Annotated in this window: 18 protein-coding genes; 8 read left to right on the top strand and 10 right to left on the bottom strand. The window is 50.1% G+C overall.

Features of this window, described 5'->3' with window-relative positions:
• Nucleotides 1-611: 611 nt before the first annotated feature.
• Nucleotides 612-914: a hypothetical protein gene (locus DWY25_RS17005; RefSeq protein WP_039864998.1), complete on the bottom strand. Its 303-nt coding sequence runs from the start codon at nt 912-914 to the stop codon at nt 612-614.
• A 109-nt stretch (nt 915-1,023) separates the two neighbouring features.
• Here DWY25_RS17005 and tgt point away from each other — a divergent pair, with 109 nt between their 5' ends.
• The 5 genes from tgt (at nt 1,024) to DWY25_RS16980 (ending at nt 6,561) form a co-directional block, all read left to right on the top strand.
• On the top strand, nt 1,024-2,163 hold the full coding sequence (tgt, locus tag DWY25_RS17000) for a tRNA guanosine(34) transglycosylase Tgt (protein ID WP_039864997.1): 1,140 nt from the start codon (nt 1,024-1,026) through the stop codon (nt 2,161-2,163).
• Nucleotide 2,164: 1 nt separating this feature from the next.
• A complete protein-coding gene (queA, locus tag DWY25_RS16995; protein ID WP_117896249.1) occupies nt 2,165-3,187 on the top strand; it encodes a tRNA preQ1(34) S-adenosylmethionine ribosyltransferase-isomerase QueA in 1,023 nt (340 codons plus the stop codon).
• A 3-nt stretch (nt 3,188-3,190) separates the two neighbouring features.
• Entirely contained in the window at nt 3,191-3,892 is a 702-nt protein-coding gene (locus DWY25_RS16990; RefSeq protein WP_117896248.1) for an epoxyqueuosine reductase QueH, read from the top strand.
• 300 nt (nt 3,893-4,192) lie between these two features.
• Complete coding sequence (gene mgtE, locus DWY25_RS16985; RefSeq protein WP_117896247.1) at nt 4,193-5,536, top strand: magnesium transporter; 1,344 nt, start codon at nt 4,193-4,195, stop codon at nt 5,534-5,536.
• Nucleotides 5,537-5,640: 104 nt separating this feature from the next.
• Nucleotides 5,641-6,561 (top strand): DUF1848 domain-containing protein, encoded by a 921-nt coding sequence (locus DWY25_RS16980; RefSeq protein WP_117896246.1) that lies wholly within the window; start codon nt 5,641-5,643, stop codon nt 6,559-6,561.
• A gap of 9 nt (nt 6,562-6,570) precedes the next feature.
• Here the strand turns inward: DWY25_RS16980 and DWY25_RS16975 are convergent, their stop codons facing one another.
• The 4 genes from DWY25_RS16975 to DWY25_RS16965 form a co-directional block, all read right to left on the bottom strand.
• Nucleotides 6,571-7,275, bottom strand: a complete 705-nt coding sequence (locus tag DWY25_RS16975; RefSeq protein ID WP_117896245.1) for an HAD family hydrolase — start codon at nt 7,273-7,275, stop codon at nt 6,571-6,573.
• Between the two features lie 104 nt (nt 7,276-7,379).
• Complete coding sequence (locus tag DWY25_RS16970) at nt 7,380-8,066, bottom strand: TVP38/TMEM64 family protein (RefSeq protein ID WP_117896244.1); 687 nt, start codon at nt 8,064-8,066, stop codon at nt 7,380-7,382.
• 29 nt (nt 8,067-8,095) lie between these two features.
• Complete coding sequence (locus DWY25_RS17790) at nt 8,096-8,254, bottom strand: hypothetical protein (RefSeq protein WP_006060135.1); 159 nt, start codon at nt 8,252-8,254, stop codon at nt 8,096-8,098.
• 108 nt (nt 8,255-8,362) lie between these two features.
• The gene (locus DWY25_RS16965; protein WP_006060134.1) at nt 8,363-9,232 is read right to left on the bottom strand and encodes a YitT family protein; all 870 of its coding nucleotides are present in this window, start codon (nt 9,230-9,232) and stop codon (nt 8,363-8,365) included.
• 180 nt (nt 9,233-9,412) lie between these two features.
• Here DWY25_RS16965 and DWY25_RS16960 point away from each other — a divergent pair, with 180 nt between their 5' ends.
• The 3 genes from DWY25_RS16960 to DWY25_RS16950 all read left to right on the top strand — a co-directional run bounded on the left by DWY25_RS16960 (nt 9,413) and on the right by DWY25_RS16950 (nt 11,996).
• Nucleotides 9,413-10,327 (top strand): LysR family transcriptional regulator, encoded by a 915-nt coding sequence (locus DWY25_RS16960; RefSeq protein ID WP_117896243.1) that lies wholly within the window; start codon nt 9,413-9,415, stop codon nt 10,325-10,327.
• 130 nt (nt 10,328-10,457) lie between these two features.
• Nucleotides 10,458-10,952: a hypothetical protein gene (locus tag DWY25_RS16955; protein ID WP_117896242.1), complete on the top strand. Its 495-nt coding sequence runs from the start codon at nt 10,458-10,460 to the stop codon at nt 10,950-10,952.
• A 261-nt stretch (nt 10,953-11,213) separates the two neighbouring features.
• Nucleotides 11,214-11,996: a hypothetical protein gene (locus tag DWY25_RS16950; RefSeq protein ID WP_147336715.1), complete on the top strand. Its 783-nt coding sequence runs from the start codon at nt 11,214-11,216 to the stop codon at nt 11,994-11,996.
• A gap of 42 nt (nt 11,997-12,038) precedes the next feature.
• Here DWY25_RS16950 and DWY25_RS16945 read toward each other — a convergent pair whose 3' ends face one another.
• The 5 genes from DWY25_RS16945 to DWY25_RS16925 form a co-directional block, all read right to left on the bottom strand.
• Nucleotides 12,039-12,302: a helix-turn-helix domain-containing protein gene (locus DWY25_RS16945; protein ID WP_006060130.1), complete on the bottom strand. Its 264-nt coding sequence runs from the start codon at nt 12,300-12,302 to the stop codon at nt 12,039-12,041.
• Nucleotides 12,303-12,768: 466 nt separating this feature from the next.
• Nucleotides 12,769-13,209, bottom strand: coding sequence for a peptidylprolyl isomerase (locus DWY25_RS16940; RefSeq protein ID WP_006060129.1), 441 nt, complete (start codon nt 13,207-13,209; stop codon nt 12,769-12,771).
• A 57-nt stretch (nt 13,210-13,266) separates the two neighbouring features.
• Nucleotides 13,267-13,758 (bottom strand): GNAT family N-acetyltransferase, encoded by a 492-nt coding sequence (locus tag DWY25_RS16935; RefSeq protein ID WP_117896240.1) that lies wholly within the window; start codon nt 13,756-13,758, stop codon nt 13,267-13,269.
• A gap of 10 nt (nt 13,759-13,768) precedes the next feature.
• Entirely contained in the window at nt 13,769-15,553 is a 1,785-nt protein-coding gene (locus DWY25_RS16930; protein WP_117896239.1) for a DUF885 domain-containing protein, read from the bottom strand.
• A gap of 74 nt (nt 15,554-15,627) precedes the next feature.
• Nucleotides 15,628-17,181, bottom strand: coding sequence for an ABC-F family ATP-binding cassette domain-containing protein (locus DWY25_RS16925; RefSeq protein WP_117896238.1), 1,554 nt, complete (start codon nt 17,179-17,181; stop codon nt 15,628-15,630).
• Nucleotides 17,182-17,187: the final 6 nt, after the last annotated feature.

Below are 17,187 nucleotides of genomic sequence, written 5' to 3'. Positions count from 1 at the left end.
CGAGGTGCTCATTAATATTACCAAAACACCCCTTTTCTGTCAACATCTTTTTTTAAATTTTTTTCATTTTCTCCTCCGTGTTTCCTTATCTCCTTTTGTTATCGCGTTTTTTGAGTATTCGTTTATTTTTTCTTTTATTCTGGATTCTGTAAATCAGCTTGTTGCTAAAGAATAAAATTCATTTGCGGCATCCTTTTATCTGTTACGATCACCCGCTTTGCAATTTATTTTACGGCGATCCCCGTATCTCCTGATTAGCTGCGCTTTGAAATTCAGCTTTGATTTGATAAAAGTCTTTCTTTTTTATTAAATTGCTGACGCTCCATAAAGATCGAATCTGATCTCCCCAGGATCAGGATCAAAAAAACAAGAGGACACCCGTCCCCTCGCTTGATTTGAATTCTTGAGATTAAATATTAACCCATTGAATACAAAACAGAACTTTCTGAAGTCCGCTTTCCTATATAATAGGATGAACAGATGAGAACCCGTTATTCCAGCTTTCCCGTTTCGTGCAGTCTTGCTTTATTGAAGCCTGCTTTTTCCTTACTGTGGAACCGCACCTGCCGGCTTCATCACCAGCTTCATCTTCAGAAATCACCGTGCTTCAATTAAAACATTGCGTCCAGAAAATCCTGTTCTTCCTCTCCCTGCTTCAGCTGCCGGATCTGCTGCTCCAATTCCTCAATCGTCACTAACCGCTGCTGGATAAATGAGGATAAAGCGGCGATCTCCTCGCTTTCCTTCTGATTCAGAACGCATTGATACGTCACCTTCCCCAGCTGCAGCGTCGTCTGGAGGACTTCCTTTTTGCATTGTTTGATCGTCTTGCGGCGGTTGTAAATTTCGATCCGCAGATGAAAATGCCGGCGAATCTTACTGATCCATTGAATTTCTTCTTTGTTTTCTTCCATGTTCCAGGCCTCCTCTTTCTCTAGGCTTATGCCGGCAGGATTCAGCTTATTCCGGCTTTTCCTTTCAGGGAAGGGGCTTTTATGATAGAATAGTGGCGGTGAAAAATATATGAGTGCAATTCGATTTGAGATTACCCATGTGTGCAAACAGTCAGGCGCCCGCTGCGGCATCCTGCACACGCCGCATGGCGATGTAGAAACGCCGATGTTTATGCCTGTCGGCACCTTAGCGACCGTTAAGTTTTTGTCGCCGGAGGAAATCAAGGCATTGGGGGCCGGCGTTATTCTGGCCAATACCTACCACTTGTGGCTGCGGCCGGGCGAAGACATTGTCGATAAAGCCGGCGGCGTCCAGAAATTCATGAACTATTCCGGGCCGATGCTGACGGACAGCGGCGGATTCCAGGTCTTTTCGCTGGCAGACCGGCGCAAGATCAAGGAAGAAGGCGTGACCTTCAAGAGTCATCTCGATGGCTCTACCTTATTTTTAAGTCCGGAAAAATCAATCCAGATCCAAAACAAGATCGGCGCGGATATCATCATGAGCTTTGATGAATGCGCCCCGTATCCCTGCTCCTATGATTACATGAAAAACAGCGTGGAACGGACGCTGCGCTGGGCCAAGCGCGGCAAAGACGCGCATCAGCGTCCGGAGGAACAGGCGTTGTTCGGCATCGTCCAGGGCGGAGAGTATCAGGATCTGCGCGAGATGTGCGCTAAAACGCTGGCGGAGATGGATTTTCCAGGGTATTCGATCGGCGGCACGTCTGTCGGCGAATCCAAGGAAACGATGTATAAGATGATCGATTACAGCGTCAAGTATCTGCCGTGGGAAAAGCCGCGCTATCTGATGGGCGTCGGGTCGGTCGACGCGATTCTGGAAGGTATTCTGCGCAATGTCGATATGTTCGACTGCGTGCTGCCGACACGGATTGCCCGGCACGGCACCTTGATGACTTCCCAGGGCCGGGTTAATATCAAAAAGCAGGAATATGAAGAAGATTTCGGGCCGTTGGATCCGGAATGCGACTGCTACACCTGCAAGAATTACAGCCGCGCCTATCTGCGGCATTTGTTCCGCTGCAACGAAGGACTGGGCAGCCGTCTGATGTCGATTCACAATCTGCGGTTTTTGTTAAGTCTGACGGAACAGGCCAGAAAAGCAATCCGGGAAGACCGCTTTGGTGATTTCAAAGCGGAGCTGTTTAAGAAATATAATCTGAACAGCGTGGACTCGAGGGGGTTCTGATATGAAAACAAGTGAATTTGATTTTGAGCTGCCGCAGGAGTTGATCGCGCAGACGCCGCTGGCGAAGCGGTCAGCATCGCGGTTGTTAGTGCTGCATCGTTCCACCGGTGAGATTGAACACCGGCATTTCTACGATATCGTCGATTATTTAAAACCGGGCGACGTTCTGGTGCGCAACAACACGCGCGTTATCCCAGCCCGGCTGTTCGGCACGAAAGAGGAAACCGGCGCGCACGTCGAGCTGCTGCTACTGCGGCAGGAAGGCGACGAGTGGGAATGCCTGGTCGGCAACGCCAAAGTGGTCAAACTGGGTACCATCATCCCCTTTAACGAAGGCGAGTTGAAAGCGGAATGCATCGGGATCGGTGAAAAAGGTCTGCGTCAGTTCCGGATGATCTACGACGGTATTTTCTATGAAATTCTGGAAAAGCTGGGCAATGTTCCGCTGCCGCCGTACATTAAGGAAAAACTGAATGATCCGGAGCGTTATCAGACGGTTTACGCCAAGGTTAAAGGTTCCGCCGCCGCGCCGACGGCCGGTCTGCATTTTACGCCGGAGCTGTTCGATCAGCTGAAAGCCAAAGGCGTCGAGGTTGAGGATATCACGCTGCATGTCGGTTTAGGCACGTTCCGGCCGATGGATACCGAGGATATCGCCGATCATCACATGCATTCGGAATTCTTCATGATGGATCAAGCCACGGCGGACCGGCTGAATCAGGCAAAAGCGGAAGGCCGGCGGATCATCGCGGTCGGTACAACCAGCTGCCGGACATTGGAAGCGATCATGAGCAAGTACGGCGAGTTCCGCGAGTGTCACGAGGATACTGATATTTTCATTTACCCAGGTTATTCATTTCAAGCGATCGACGGTTTGATTACCAATTTCCATCTGCCGAAATCCACGTTAGTCATGCTGGTGAGCGCGTTTGCGACCAAAGATCAAATCATGACGGCTTATCAGGCGGCGATCGACGAGAAATACCGGTTTTTCTCGTTCGGCGACAGTATGTTCATCGAATAGCTTATGGAGCAGAATAAACGACCGGCAAGTTCCAAACCGAAGATCAACTATTGGAAAATGAGTGTGGAGGAAATGGCGCGGATCGTGGCGGAAGGCCGGCAGCCGCGGCTGCTGATGCATGCCTGCTGCGCACCGTGCAGCGCATTCCCGCTGGAATTCCTCAGCAGTGTGTTTAAAGTCACGATTTATTACAACAATTCCAACATTTATCCGGCGGCGGAATATCAGCGGCGGCTGGATGAATTGAAGCGCTATCTAAAAGAGGTCAATCCTACCTTACCGCATCCGGTCGAGCTGATTGTCCCACCCTACCGCAATGAGGAATTCACCGCGCGGTTATCGGTCCTCAAGGATGTGCCGGAAGGCGGCGGCCGCTGCTTTCTGTGCTATGGCCTGCGGATGGACGAGGCTTACCGGTATGCCAGCGAGCATCACTTCGATTACTTCACAACCGTCATGACGATCAGCCGGCAGAAAGACAGTCAGAAACTGAACGAGATCGGACGGCAGCTGTCGCACAAGTATCCGGACGTTCCGTATTTCTATTCGGACTTCAAAAAGAAAAAAGGCATTGACCGGGGGCAGGAATTGTCGCGGCTACATCAGCTGTACCGGCAGGATTACTGCGGATGCCGGTATTCGTATGAGAAGCGTCAGGAAGATATAAAACGCAAAGCGGAAGAAACTTCATCCCAGGCTGGATGAGGTTTTTTTTATTCTCCTGCCGCTTTTACTGCGAGTTTCCAGCCTGTTGTCCAAGCCGTGAACGCTGATCTTCACTGCGCCAGGATACTTTATTGAGGAATTGGATTTTTCATTCCAAGCTCACAAAAAATATTCTGTGAACAGTTGTTTTGCCTGCCGGAAAGAGTCTATAATGAAAGCATTGGAAAAGTCCTTGGGCCTGTCTGCCGATCTTCGTTTTCTCTGCCCGTTACAAAGATCAACTTCGACAGCCGGCCTGGTTAACGCATCGCACCGGTACTTCCGGATCAAGGAGATCGTATGAAATTAGAAATCAGCAAAGAAGAGCTGCGGAATTTTCTGCTGCACGCCACCGACGAACAGCTGGCGGAAATGATCGAGTTCATCCACCCGGTCGATATTCTGGAAGTCATCCACGAATATAAAGAGGATGAAGACGTCATCATGAAACGACTGCCTTCGGAAATTCTGGCCGAAATCGTCGACGAGGAAGAAGATGAGGAAAAATACGGTTTGTTGTCGCATTTCTCCGATACCGAACAGATGGTCATCCTCGAAGAAATGTCCTCCGATGAAATTACCGACCTGGTTTCCGTTTTGGACGAGGCGGAATCGGAAGACGTCTTAAGCAAGATGAACGTTGAAGACCGCCAGGAAGTCCGCGAGCTGCTGAGCTACGATGCCGATACTGCCGGCGGTTTGATGGCGACGGAATTTATCAGCTTATCCCAGCACATGAGCGTGCTGCAGACGTTGGAATATTTGCAGAAAGCGGCGCAGGACGCGGAAATGGCGTACTACCTGTACGTCGTCGATCAAAGCAACGTCCTGACTGGCGTCGTTTCGCTGCGGGAAATCGTCGCTCACAGTTTTGATACGCTGATCCGCGACATCGCCAACCCGAACGTCATCTCCGTCCCTGCCTCCACCGATCAGGAAGAAGTCGCACGGATTTTCAGCAAGTACAGCTTCCTCATGATGCCGGTTGTGGATGAGCACGATCACATCCTCGGCGTCATCACCGTCGACGACGTCATGGACATCATCGAAGAAGAAAACACCGAAGATATCCACCGACTAGCGCAGATCAACGAAGAAGAAAAAGTCGACGGCAGCCTGATTGAATCATTGAAAAGCCGACTGCCCTGGTTATTTATCAATCTGCTTACAGCCTTTCTGGCCTCCTCCGTTGTCGCGGTCTTTTCCGGAACGATCGAAAAAGTCGTCGCCCTGGCAGCGGTCAATCCGATCATCGCCGGGATGGGCGGCAACGCCGGCACACAGTCGTTAACGATCGTCGTCCGCGGTATCGCGCTGGGTGAATTAACCGGCGACAATGCCCGGCGGGTCTTCTTCAAGGAATTCGGCGTGGGCATTTTGAGCGGCGTCAGCATCGGTCTGGTCGTCGCTCTGATCTGCGGCGTCATGCAGCAGAATCCGATCTTCGGGCTGGTCGTCGGCCTGGCGATGCTGCTGAACATGGCGTTTGCGACGATCGCGGGTTACGCCGTGCCGGTCATCCTCAAGAAAATCAACGTCGATCCGGCGCTGGCTTCGTCGGTCTTTGTGACAACCGTGACGGACGTTCTGGGTTTCTTCTTCTTCCTCGGTCTGGCGACGCTGTTTCTTCCGTATCTCATTTAAGTCTCCGGCCCATCTCTAAAAACACGTTGTTTGCGGCAGTCGAAAAACTGCCTTTTTTGATCGCTTTGTGATATATTGGAAACCGGAAAGGAGGGGGGAAACCGATGCTTCTGTTTTGTTCCCAGCGCACCGATCTGTGCGCGTTTTACAGCGAGTGGCTTGTCCGCCGCTTTCAGGACGGGCTTGTCGATATCCGCAATCCGTTCGCGCCCAAACAGGTGCTGCGCGTGGAGTTTTCACCAAGTCAGGTTGACGCGGTGATCTTCATGACCAAGAATCCGACACCGATGCTGGATAAGATGGCTGTCTTCCGCGATTACACGGTCGGTTTCCAGGTCACAGTGACGCCCTATGGTCCTGAGATTGAGCCGGGCTTAACAGATAAGCGGCAGGTGCTGAACAGCTTCCGCCAGCTGGCTGACCGGCTCGGCCCTTCCCACATGATTCTGCGGTATGATCCGATCTTCTTATCTCAACGATACGATGAAGCGTTTCACCTCCGGGCGTTTGAGCGCTGCTGCCAACAGCTGGCGGGTTCCTGCACGCAGGTCATCATCAGCCATCTGGATCTCTATAAAAATACCCGGAAGCATCAGCATGAACTGAACTGGCAGCCGGATTCTCTGGAGCGCTTTGCGGCGTTAGCGTGCCGGCTGGCTGAGATCGGTACTCGTTACGGCATGCGGCTGCAGCTGTGCGCGGAGGATCTGGATCTGAGCGCTGCCGGCATTGAGAACCGCAGCTGCATCGACAGTGAATGGCTGCGGGCGCTGACCGGGAAAACCGTGGACTATCCACAGACCCAGGCCCGGCCGCATTGTCATTGCCTGCAGGTCACGGACCTCGGCGAATACAACAGCTGCGCTCATCATTGCCGCTATTGCTACGCCAACTTCGACGAGGCGCAGATCGCCCGGCGGAGAGCGCTGCACGATCCGCAATCTACGCTCTTAATCGGTCATGTACAGCCTGACGATCAAATCATTACGAAAAAAAAGTCTGAACGGCAGCTGCGCCTGTTCTAGACTTTTTTATTATTCAAGCGTTTCAATTTTCGCTTGCAGCTCTGCCAGCGTGCCTTCAAACTCGCATTCCACCGGCCGGTTCTCCGTGTTTAACAAACAGTCGGTGATCAGCCAGCCTTCCATGCCCAGCAAACGGGCCGTCATGTCTTCTTTGACGTCGTTGCCGATCATGACGCACTGCTTCGGATCAAGATTCAACCGCTGGAGAATTTCTTCATAATATTTCGGATTCGGCTTGCAATAGCGGCAGACCTCAAACGTCGTGATCCAGTCGAAATCGTTCAGATCCAGGCCAGCCCAGCGGATCCGGTTTTCCGTCGCGATCCGCGGGAAGATCGGGTTGGTTGCCAAGACCAGCGTATAGCCTTTTTCTTTCATCCGTTTTACAATCTTATTCGCCAGCGGCGTCGGCGCGCAGGCTTCGATCGCTTCGTTGAATTCGTTGCGGTAGTAGTCGAGAAATTCTTCTTCCAGCGTTTCATGATGCAGACCCGTCAACACATCGAAGATCTGCCAGAACACCTGTTCGTTCGTCGAGCGTCCGTCGTTGCCCACCATCGCCGCAGTGCCTTTCCAAATTGTTTCAACCAGCTGCTTCGGATCGATCTTCCCGGCCATCTTCTTCGCCAGTCGGGAAAAATAACTGTGGACAAATTGATCCTGATCCATCGGCAGCAGCGTGCCGTCCAAATCAAAAAAATAGGTTTTTTTCATCGTCAGATTCCTTTCGCAATGGCTCTATTATACACAAATTACCAATATCATAAAAGCGGACAATCGTTTTCGATTGTCCAATTTTCTGCTTATTTTCTACTCATTCAATCGGTCGTCTGAGCGGAACGTCGTTTTTGAATCAGCGCGGCCAGAATCGATGCGATGACAGCCGCGATGGCAACGATCAGCGCTTCCCGCGTCCGCCCTTCGATCAGAAAGTTTCCGATCAGCGTACCAGCCAAGACCGGAATAATCGAGCCGGCACCGCAGCAAAACAGAAAAACGGACCAGCGGACATCCGAAACCGCCGCCAGATAGGGCTTGACCACATTAGGCAGAATCGGCAGAAGAAACATCAGGAAACAGTAAAGCTCTTTATTTTTTCCCGCCAGCCAGTGATGGAAACGCCCCAGCGACCGCGAAATCTTCGATTCCGGCGACAGCTGACCGAGCAGCTTTTCCGCAAGCAAATAGACAAGACCGTTGCCCAGAACCATCCCTGCCAGAATGACGAGCGACCCGAATAACGGACCATAGCTGGCCCCGGCCGCCGCCTGCAGCGACAGCGCCGGGATCAGCGACGTGATCACCTGCACCATCTGAAGCAGGACCAGAAACAACACGCCCTCCAATCCCAGTGCCCGGAAGTACAGCTGAATCGCCTGTTCGTCGCCGCTTTTCAATAACGCATTGACCGCCGGAAGAAAATCCAATGCCGCCAGCACAAGCAAAAGCACGCCCGCAATCGCGGCGATCCCCTGCAGCCGGTTCCATTTTCGTTGCTTATTCATAAGAAAAAATCACCAGGGATCCCGGTGATTTAAAGATGAATGACTTCCTGCGTCGTTTTGACGATCATCGTAATATCAGCGCCTGTTACATCAAAATCAACGTCTTTCACCGTTAAGCTGATTTCCTTTAACAGTTTCTCTGCTTTTTTCTGCGCGAGTTCATTTAACTGTTTAAACTCAATTTTCATATCTAACACCTCGTTTCTATTTTACCATGAAAGGTCCGCTTTGAATATAGCGGAATTCTGACAAGTTTTGTCGAATTCTTAACTTTTTGTTTTCTTTTTGCCAATCGTTTATTCCACTAACCGTTTTATGAAGTTGCCCGTGATCTGCAAGCCCTCGTTGACAATGATGAAAGCTTTAGGGTCCATCTGCGTAATCATCCGCCGCAGGTCGTTGACCTCATCCTTGGACACGATTGTGACCAGCACCTCGGTTTCCGTCTGGGTGTACGCGCCCAAACCCTTCCAATACGTCACCCCGCGCACAAAATCCTTGAGGATCCGGCTTTTGATTTCCGGATTCTTCGTAAAGATCATCAGGCTCATCTCGATGTTCTGAAGATGAACCTTATCGAGCACAAACGAGTACACGGCAGCATAGATGATACTATAAATCGCGATCGGCAAATCGAACAGGAACGCGCACAGACAGTACACCAGCGCGTTGAACAACAGCTGAAGCTTGCCGACGCTGAACGATTTCCAATGCAGCGCAGCATACACGCCGACGATATCCGTTCCGCCGCCGCTGGCCCCGCTGACCAAGGTCATCCCGATCCCCAAAGCTCCGACAATCGCCCCGATAATGAGCGAAGCCAGCACGTCGTCCAGAATCGGGACGGCGGGAATCGGAATCAGCGAGAAGCAGACAGTCTGAGTGATCAGCGACAGCAGCGTCCCGAGAAAGAATTTGCGGCTTAACGAGCGGTAAGCCATAACGAACAGCGGCACATTGATCAGAAAGTTGATCACGCCCGCGATATCAAAACTGAAATTCAGGTTCATCCGGCTGACCAGCACCGTTCGGAAAATCTGCGACAGTCCGACGATCCCGCCGTTATAGAGATTGACCGGAACGACAAAAAGATTAATCGAAGCCGCAAACAGCGCCGACCCGATCAGAATCATCGTGTAATCATAAGCTTGTGAATGGCGTTTCATGAATTGGTTCCTCCTGGTTTCCCCACGGATCCTCTCCTATTTTATATGAACTCGTGTAATTCTACCAGTCTATTTTTGACTTTTCATCTTTCTCTTTTATCTTGTTCATTTCCCGATCAAATTAATCGGGATCCGGCTTGTTTTATGGTATGATTAAAGTAAGCAAAGCAGGTGATTCGAATGGACGTCAAAGCCTTATCCTACTACGTCGCCATCGCCGATCAGAAAAGCATCAACAAAGCGGCTGAAATTCTTTACATCAGCCAGCCGGTTTTATCCCGAACCGTTCAGGCGTTGGAAGACGAGCTGGGCGTCCAGTTATTGATCCGAACTAATCATGGAATTGAAATGACCCCGGTCGGACAGAGCTTATATTATTATGCTCATAGCATTCTTTCGCAATTTGACGAGATCGAACGGCTAAAGAAAACGTATCATGCGGTGGTGGAAACGCGCTTGTTGGTGTCGACGGCGATGCTTCTGCTTCAGGATGCGATCGTGCAGGACTATTTCAAAGCAGCTTCCAGCGATCATGCGGTCATCAACATTCAGGAAACCGGTATCGAACAGGCGATCAAGAATGTCAGCGATCAGATATCCGAGATCGCGATCATGACCTTGAACTCCGTGCAGCACCGGGTCATGACCCGGGTGATTAAAATTCAAGGGTTGCAGATGCACTCGATCAAGAAGGACGCGGTGTACGTCCATCTTGCCCAAACCCATCCGTTAGCCCAGCGAAGCACGATTACCACGACCGAGCTATTGGACATGACCTATCTGCGGATGCCGCAGGATTTCTACACTCAGCTCAATTACACGTTCAAAGTCGGCGATCAGGAACTGACGAACTTCAAGAAGACCGTCACGATCAACAATTACCACACGATGATCAATCTGTTGAAGCACAGCGATTCATTCATGTTCGGCAACTGCTGGCAAGCGGCTGATCTCAAGAAAGGCGGCATCGCTTCCATCCCCTTGGAAACAGACAATGTTTCTCGTCATTTAGTCTGGATCGAACGTCAGCGGCACACTTTATCCAACGAAGCCAAGCTCTTTCTGGACTTATTCTGTTCCTCTTTAAGCGAATAATATTCCTTATTAAAAGCATAATTTCACAAAAAGTATAACCAGGCTATACTTTATTGATATTACACACTTTTGAATTCTTCTCTTATAATAAGAATGTAAACATATTCTAGTTAAGAGGAGGAATATTATAATGAAGAAAAAAGCAATTCTCGGTTTCATGACCGGTGCGGCCATCGTCGCCGCTACGACAGGATCTTATGCAGCATGGGATCAGTTAAAAGTTAATCCACAATCGAAAACAGTAACAATAAGCAAACCTGTTCAGTTGACAGCTGCTGCTAATAGCATAACCGCTGTAGAAACCTCAAGAACATTAGGAAGTGATACAGAACCTACAGTGGTAGCAACATTACCTGTGACAGTTGATACAGCAGGTCATACCAATTTAATCTTAAATGCCGCAGATGTTTCAGCGGTATTAGATTCGACATCTATCCCAGAAGGCCAAATTTCAACAGAAATCTTTAAGGGGGATGTTCCAGTTACAGAAGCGACTGTTATTGACGATGGAAATTATAGTGTAAAAGTAACAGTTACTTTAACCGATGCAGACGCAGAAAAGATTACAGATGGTAATTTAGATATTAGCGTAGGTGCAAATTTAGCAGAGAAAAAATCTGAATAATAAATCATAAAACCAGCCATCTTCGGATGGCTTTTTTAAAAGTATCTTTGATTCTAACCTGAATACTGATAAAATAGAAATAACTGTGGGGATGCTAATATGGGGACAAAGAAAAAGTTGAAAGTAAAACCAAAAATAGTAAACTGGGTATTCCGATTTATTTCTTTTGTCTTGTTCTGCTATATCTTGGGGATGTTGTTCTTTCCCGATACCATGATCAAACTGACCGGTTTTCAATTCTATACAGTATTAAGCGGAAGTATGGAGCCGAAGATTCCAACCTATTCGCTGGTGTTATCAAAGAACATAAAATCTGACGATGAGCTGGTTCCCGGCAAAATCATTACCTTCCATGCGAACCGGTTGGGTGAAGATACGGTATTGACGCATACTTTAGCCAAAACCGAAGTAGAATCGGATGGCCGGGTACGGTATTACACGCAGGCTTATGCTTACGAAGGGCTGGATGAGTATCACACATATCGTCAGGATATCGTCGGCATCTATGTCATGCATGTTCCTTTCCTGGGAAAGATTGTGTTGTTTTTACAGAGTCAGTATGCCTGGTTCATCATTCCGATTGTGGTCGTCATCCTGTTCTTATCGTGGATCGTGGAATTGTTGATGGAGCGCAACGAATTGATCGGCAAGCGCAACGCCGATAAGCTGACCAGCGATCTGAAAGAGATCGAACAGGCTGAGTTCAGCTTCGACAGCACGACCATTCAGAATTCCTTCCTGGTTGTCAAAGGGCTGGTCATTTATAATGGACAGTGGCAGACGCCGATCGCCCGGATCGACTTCATGAATGAAAAATATGAAATTCTCGATACGGCGTTGTTGTATCTGCGGCCGAAGAAATCCAAGCTGGAACACAAGCTGAAGTGGGTGGCGGTCGTCAAATATGACAAGAAGATTAAATATCAGGACGCGCATCTCTACTCGCTGGACTATCCGCTGAGTGAGAAAGAGAAAAAGCAATTAAAGAAGAAGATCAAGAAAGAAAATCGCATGCTGAAAAGATCCAAACCGAAGGCAGTCTGAAAAAGGCTGCCTTTTCGTTGGATTCCAGGCAAAGACTCAACGTCAGCCGGCGACTTCGTTTTCCTCCTCGACAAATTCATACATGTTCATTTCATCGAAATCACAGAATTCAGCGATCGTCATATTAAAACCTAACGCTAACTGATGAATTGTCGCGATTCCTGGATTCTTGGTATGACCTTTGATGATGTTCTCCAAGGTGGAGGTGCTGACGCCGGACATTTCAGATAATTTATAATATGAAATGTTACCTCTTTGTTTGCATAATTCCCGGATTCTTTTCGATATCAATGTTACGTATTCCATAGTTCAGCTTCCTTTCTTTTGTTTTTTGCGGTTCTATGATAGCAATATCGTTTCCCAATTATTCCCATATATGGGAATAGTATTTTTGCAGGTAAGTGATTTTGAAAGAATTGCTGAAAAGGAGAGTGAAAAATTCGCTTGATAACAAAAGATAAGTAAGAATTTCACATGGTATTTATCAAGATAAAATGAGGTAAAAATAAATTTATAATTTTTTCTTATTTCTACTAATTTCAATTAAATATGAATTACAGCCTCTATCATAATCAATTTTCACAGAGAAAGAATACAGTGTTTATTTAAAGCTTTTCTGGTATTTAATTTTTTTTTGATATGCATTTTTTGATATACCTAAAATATTAGGAATATACGTGGAAACAGACTCATGCAGCGGCCGGACAAAAGAAAAACTCTGCTCGTCCCGAAATCATTGCTTTGGGAGAAGCAGAGTTAGATTGATAGTGGATTATTCTTCGGTGATTTCCACCTTGGTCATGACGTCGCCGTTGCGCATGGCGCGGACAGCGCCGAGGTTGTCCGTCACCTGACCGAAGACCGTATGCACGCCGTCCAGATGCGGCTGCGGATCATGGCAGATGAAGAACTGGCAGCAGCCAGTGTCCTTGCCGCGGTGAGCCATCGACATCGCACCCGCGACGTGCTTGTGCGGATTGTTTTTCGTTTCGCAGGGAATCGTGTAGCCCAGATCGCCCGCACCGGTGCCGTAAGGACAGCCGCCCTGGGAAACGAAATGCGGAATGACGCGGTGGAAAGTCTTGCCGTTGTAATAGCCTTCCTTAATCAGCTTGACGAAGTTGGCGACGGTGATCGGCGCTTCGTCCGGATACAGCTCAAACGGAATTTCCGCTCCGTTGGCCATCGTTATTTTACCTTGAATTAAACCCATAATTTGTTCGCTCCTTTTCTTTCCTTCTTATTCTACTCTATTTTCAAAATCCTTGCATTAAGATTCGCAGGTCAGACGATAACGCACGACGATCTGCGGCGTACCCATGTCTAACGTCTTTTCCACAGGCTCGGCCGTAAACCCGCAGTGTTCATAAAACTGGCGGGCCTGGACATTCGACTTGAGAACCCACAGGACAATTGTGGAATAGCCGCGCTGCCGCAGCTGATCAATCCCTGTCTGCATCAGCCGCTTGCCGATCCCCTGACGTTGAAACTGGGGCAGCAGATACAGCGCTACGATCTCGCCCAGCAATTCGCCGTTGTCTTTTTCCCTGCCGATCCGGCAGAAACCGACGATCTTGTCCGCCTGTTCTGCCAGCCAGATCTCCGTACAGCCATTTCGCTTAAACGTTTCCAAGCTGCGCTGAAGGGTGCGGGTTTTCAGGAATTGGGGTTCGATCAGCCCGGCATATGCGGCCTGCCAGCTCAGTGCGTGAACTTCTGCCAGACCCTGTGCATCCTGCGGACTGGCTTGACGGATTCTCATTCAGCATTCCTCATTTCTTGGATTGGATATACGTCTGGACGTCTTGTTCAATCAGGTCAAACGGACGCGGACCGTTATCCAGGATCACGCTGTAAAAGTCCTTCTGATCAAAGCGATCCGACAGGGCTTCGCGGGCTTGATCGCGCAGCTGTTCCATCTTCATTTCGCCCACGCCGTATGGCAGCAGCACGCCTGGATTGGCAATCAGCTGAGGATAAATCTCCTCCGCTGCGTCTTCATAGCCGAAATTGCTCAAGTAGCTTGTCAGATCTGCTTCGCTCCAGCCTAAGCCATTCACCCCCATATCGCACAGGGATTGCAGATAGTAACCGAACATCGCGTTGATCTGCAGGGCTTCGATCAAATTTTCATCGTCGAGGCCCAGCCAGCGGTAAGCTTCCAGCGCGATAATTTCCGCCCAGCCTTCCGCGTAGGCAGTTTCCGAAAGAACGCGGCGGATTGGATGGGGATCGGTATTCTGAAAATAGTTATGTTGGTAACAATGTCCGGGGAAGCCTTCGTGTGCCAGCGTAGTCCACAGCGTTTCGGCCTTGTTGGCATAGGCGGGATTGACCTTCATGATATTTTCCGTTTCCTGATCCAGCGGCGGAATCAGATAGTAGGCAATCGTATTCTCGCTGGCGATACTGGCGTCAAGAAAGCTGACGGTATAACGGATCGAGGGAATTTCCGGCACCACTTCCGTCATTTTCTTTTCAAATTCCGCTAACAGCTCCGTTGCATCAACGGTTGGGAATTCCACAGCTTCCAGCTTCTTCAGCAGGTTTGGATCCTGCTGGGCCAGCGTCTGCATGCGCTGCAGCTTCTGAATCAGGAAATTCTCCAGCTCACTGGCCAGCTCCATAATCGTCTGATCGGTTCCGGTTTTGGCTTGCATCAACAGCTCATAATAAGCGCGTCCCTGCTCGCCATACGCCGCCGCCAGACCGCCCTGACCCTTGGCGCTGCCGCGCAGGGCTTCCAGTTCTTCCCGGACATGACGGTAGCTTGGCAGATAGGTTTCCTTCATCAGCGTTTCATTCTCGTTGGCATAGCGCTGACGCTGCTCGTCGTTCAGGCTGTCAATCGCGTCCAGCTTTTCCTCAAAATTAACGATCAGGGCATTGTCGTCTACCTTTTCCACAAACCGGTCGATTTCCGCCAGCGTGCTGTCAAGGGTTTCATCCTGCAGGAAGTAACCCCACCGAGCCTGGTTTTGGGTATAGGTTAAGGCTTCGTTAAGATAGCGTTCTACATCCGCCAGCAGCGTCAGATACAGCTGGACGTCCTCTTCCGTTTCCATTCGAAATTCGAGGAAGTTCTGATTTAATACGCCGATCAAGCCCTGGTTCGGCTCGAACAGAAATTGTAAAGGCATGTATTCGTTCATCGCTGACGTTTGTTCCAGATCGCGTTGCAGCAGCTGATAATTGAGCTGCTGGACGGCCGTGAGATCCTCCGGCTTGAACTTCTGTAAATTCTGCAGCGCGGCTTCGGTTTCCTGTTGATGGCGCAGGTCGTCGGCTTCGCTCAGACTGCCCAGCGTCATCGGTTGCTCACGGATGCCCAGAGCCGCGGGATCCGTCAGGGAAAAATGCAGCGTCAGGGCGTCCTGCGTCAGCTGGCGGCGGGTCTCCTCCATCAGGAATTCATCGAAGGCTTTCTGGACCTCCGTGGTTCCTGTCTGCGCTTGCGGCGCGGGACTCGCTTTTTTTGCGGAAAACAGCGAGCAGCCGCTGCCGGACAGGATCAGTGCGGATGTTGCCAGCGCCAGTCCGATTTTTTTCAGGTTCATGTTTTTCCTTCTCCTTTCGACGACGTCGGTTCGTCATCGTTAGTTTAGCATCAAAGCGGGCGGCGCATACGTGATCAGCGGCGCAGACTGACTTCGCTTAAATCCCAGACGGCGTCTGCCAGATCGGTGTAGAATTCTTTTTCATGACAGACCAGCAGCACCGTTCCCGGATATTCAGCGATTGCTTTGTGCAGCTCGTCCTTGGCATCCTGATCGAGATGGTTGGTCGGTTCGTCCAGAAACAGCACGTTGTACGGCGTATTCAGCAGCTTGCACAGCCGCAGCTTCGCCTGTTCCCCACCGGACAGCACCATCACCTGACTTTCGATCTGATCGGTCGTCAAACCGCACCGGGCTAACGCGCTGCGGATTTCATATTGGGAATAAGCGGGATAGGTCTGCCACAGTTCCTCGATGCAGGTGCGGCGGATCGGCTCGGTGATTTCCTGCTCAAAATAACCGATCTCCACATGCTCGCCCAGCTGGACGGAACCGCTGACCGGCGGGATCAGCCCCATCAGGCTTTTCATCAGCGTTGTCTTACCCAGTCCGTTCGCGCCGGTAATCACCACTTTCTGACCCTTTTCCAGCACCCGGTTGATCGGTTTGGAAAGCGGTTCGTCGTAGCCGATTACCAGATCGGTTGTGGAAAAGATGACCTTGCCTGGGGTTTTCCCCATCTGAAAGCGGAAGGTCGGCTTCGGCTTTTCCGCGCTCAGTTCAATCCGTTCCATCTTCGCCAGCTTCTTTGCGCGGGAATTCGCCATGCCGCGGGTCGCGACGCGTGCCTTGTTGCGGGCGACGAAATCCTCCATCCGGGCAATTTCCTGTTGCTGACGCTGATACGCCGCTTCCAGCGCCAGCTTGTTCTGCTCGTACAGGCGGTGGAATTCGTCTACGTTGCCGACATAGCGGGTCAGCCGGCAGTTTTCCACATGGTAGATGAGATTGACGACCTCATTGGTAAACGGCATATCGTGAGAAATGAGGATAAACGCGTTTTCATAGTTCTGCAGATAGGTTTTCAGCCAGCGGATGTGCTGCTCATCGAGATAGTTGGTCGGTTCGTCCAGAAGCAGAATGTCCGGTTTTTCCAAAAGCAGCTTCGCTAACAGAATTTTCGTGCGCTGGCCGCCGGACAATTCGCTGACATCCCGGTCCAGTCCGATCTCGCTCAGCCCCAGCGCCTGGGCAACTTCCTCAATCTTGACGTCGATCTGATAGAAATCATGGTGTTCCAGCGTATCCTGCCATTCGCCGATCTGTTCCAGCAGCTCGTTCATCTCGTCTTCCGTGCAGTCCGCCATCTTTTCATAACCGGCCGTGATCTGTTTTTCGATATCGAATAACCCGGCAAACGCCTGCGCCAGAGCGTCATGGATCGTCATCCCCGGTTCCAACACGGCGTGCTGATCCAGATAGCCGACCTTCACGTTCTTACTCCAGGTGATTTTTCCTTCCTCCGGTTCCAGCTTGCGCGTGATGATTTTCATAAACGTGCTCTTGCCCTCGCCGTTGGCTCCCAGCAGTCCGACGTGTTCGCCTTTTAACAGGCGGAACGAGACGTCTTCAAAAATACTGCGGCCGCCAAAGCTGTGGCTGCAGTGTTCCAGCGTTAAAATACTCATAGTCTA

This window comes from Holdemania filiformis (genome assembly GCF_003459085.1).
Taxonomy (GTDB): domain Bacteria; phylum Bacillota_I; class Bacilli_A; order Erysipelotrichales; family Erysipelotrichaceae; genus Holdemania; species Holdemania filiformis.
The sequence above is the reverse complement of the archived record's forward strand: the minus strand, read 5'-3'. Positions and strand labels throughout refer to the sequence as shown.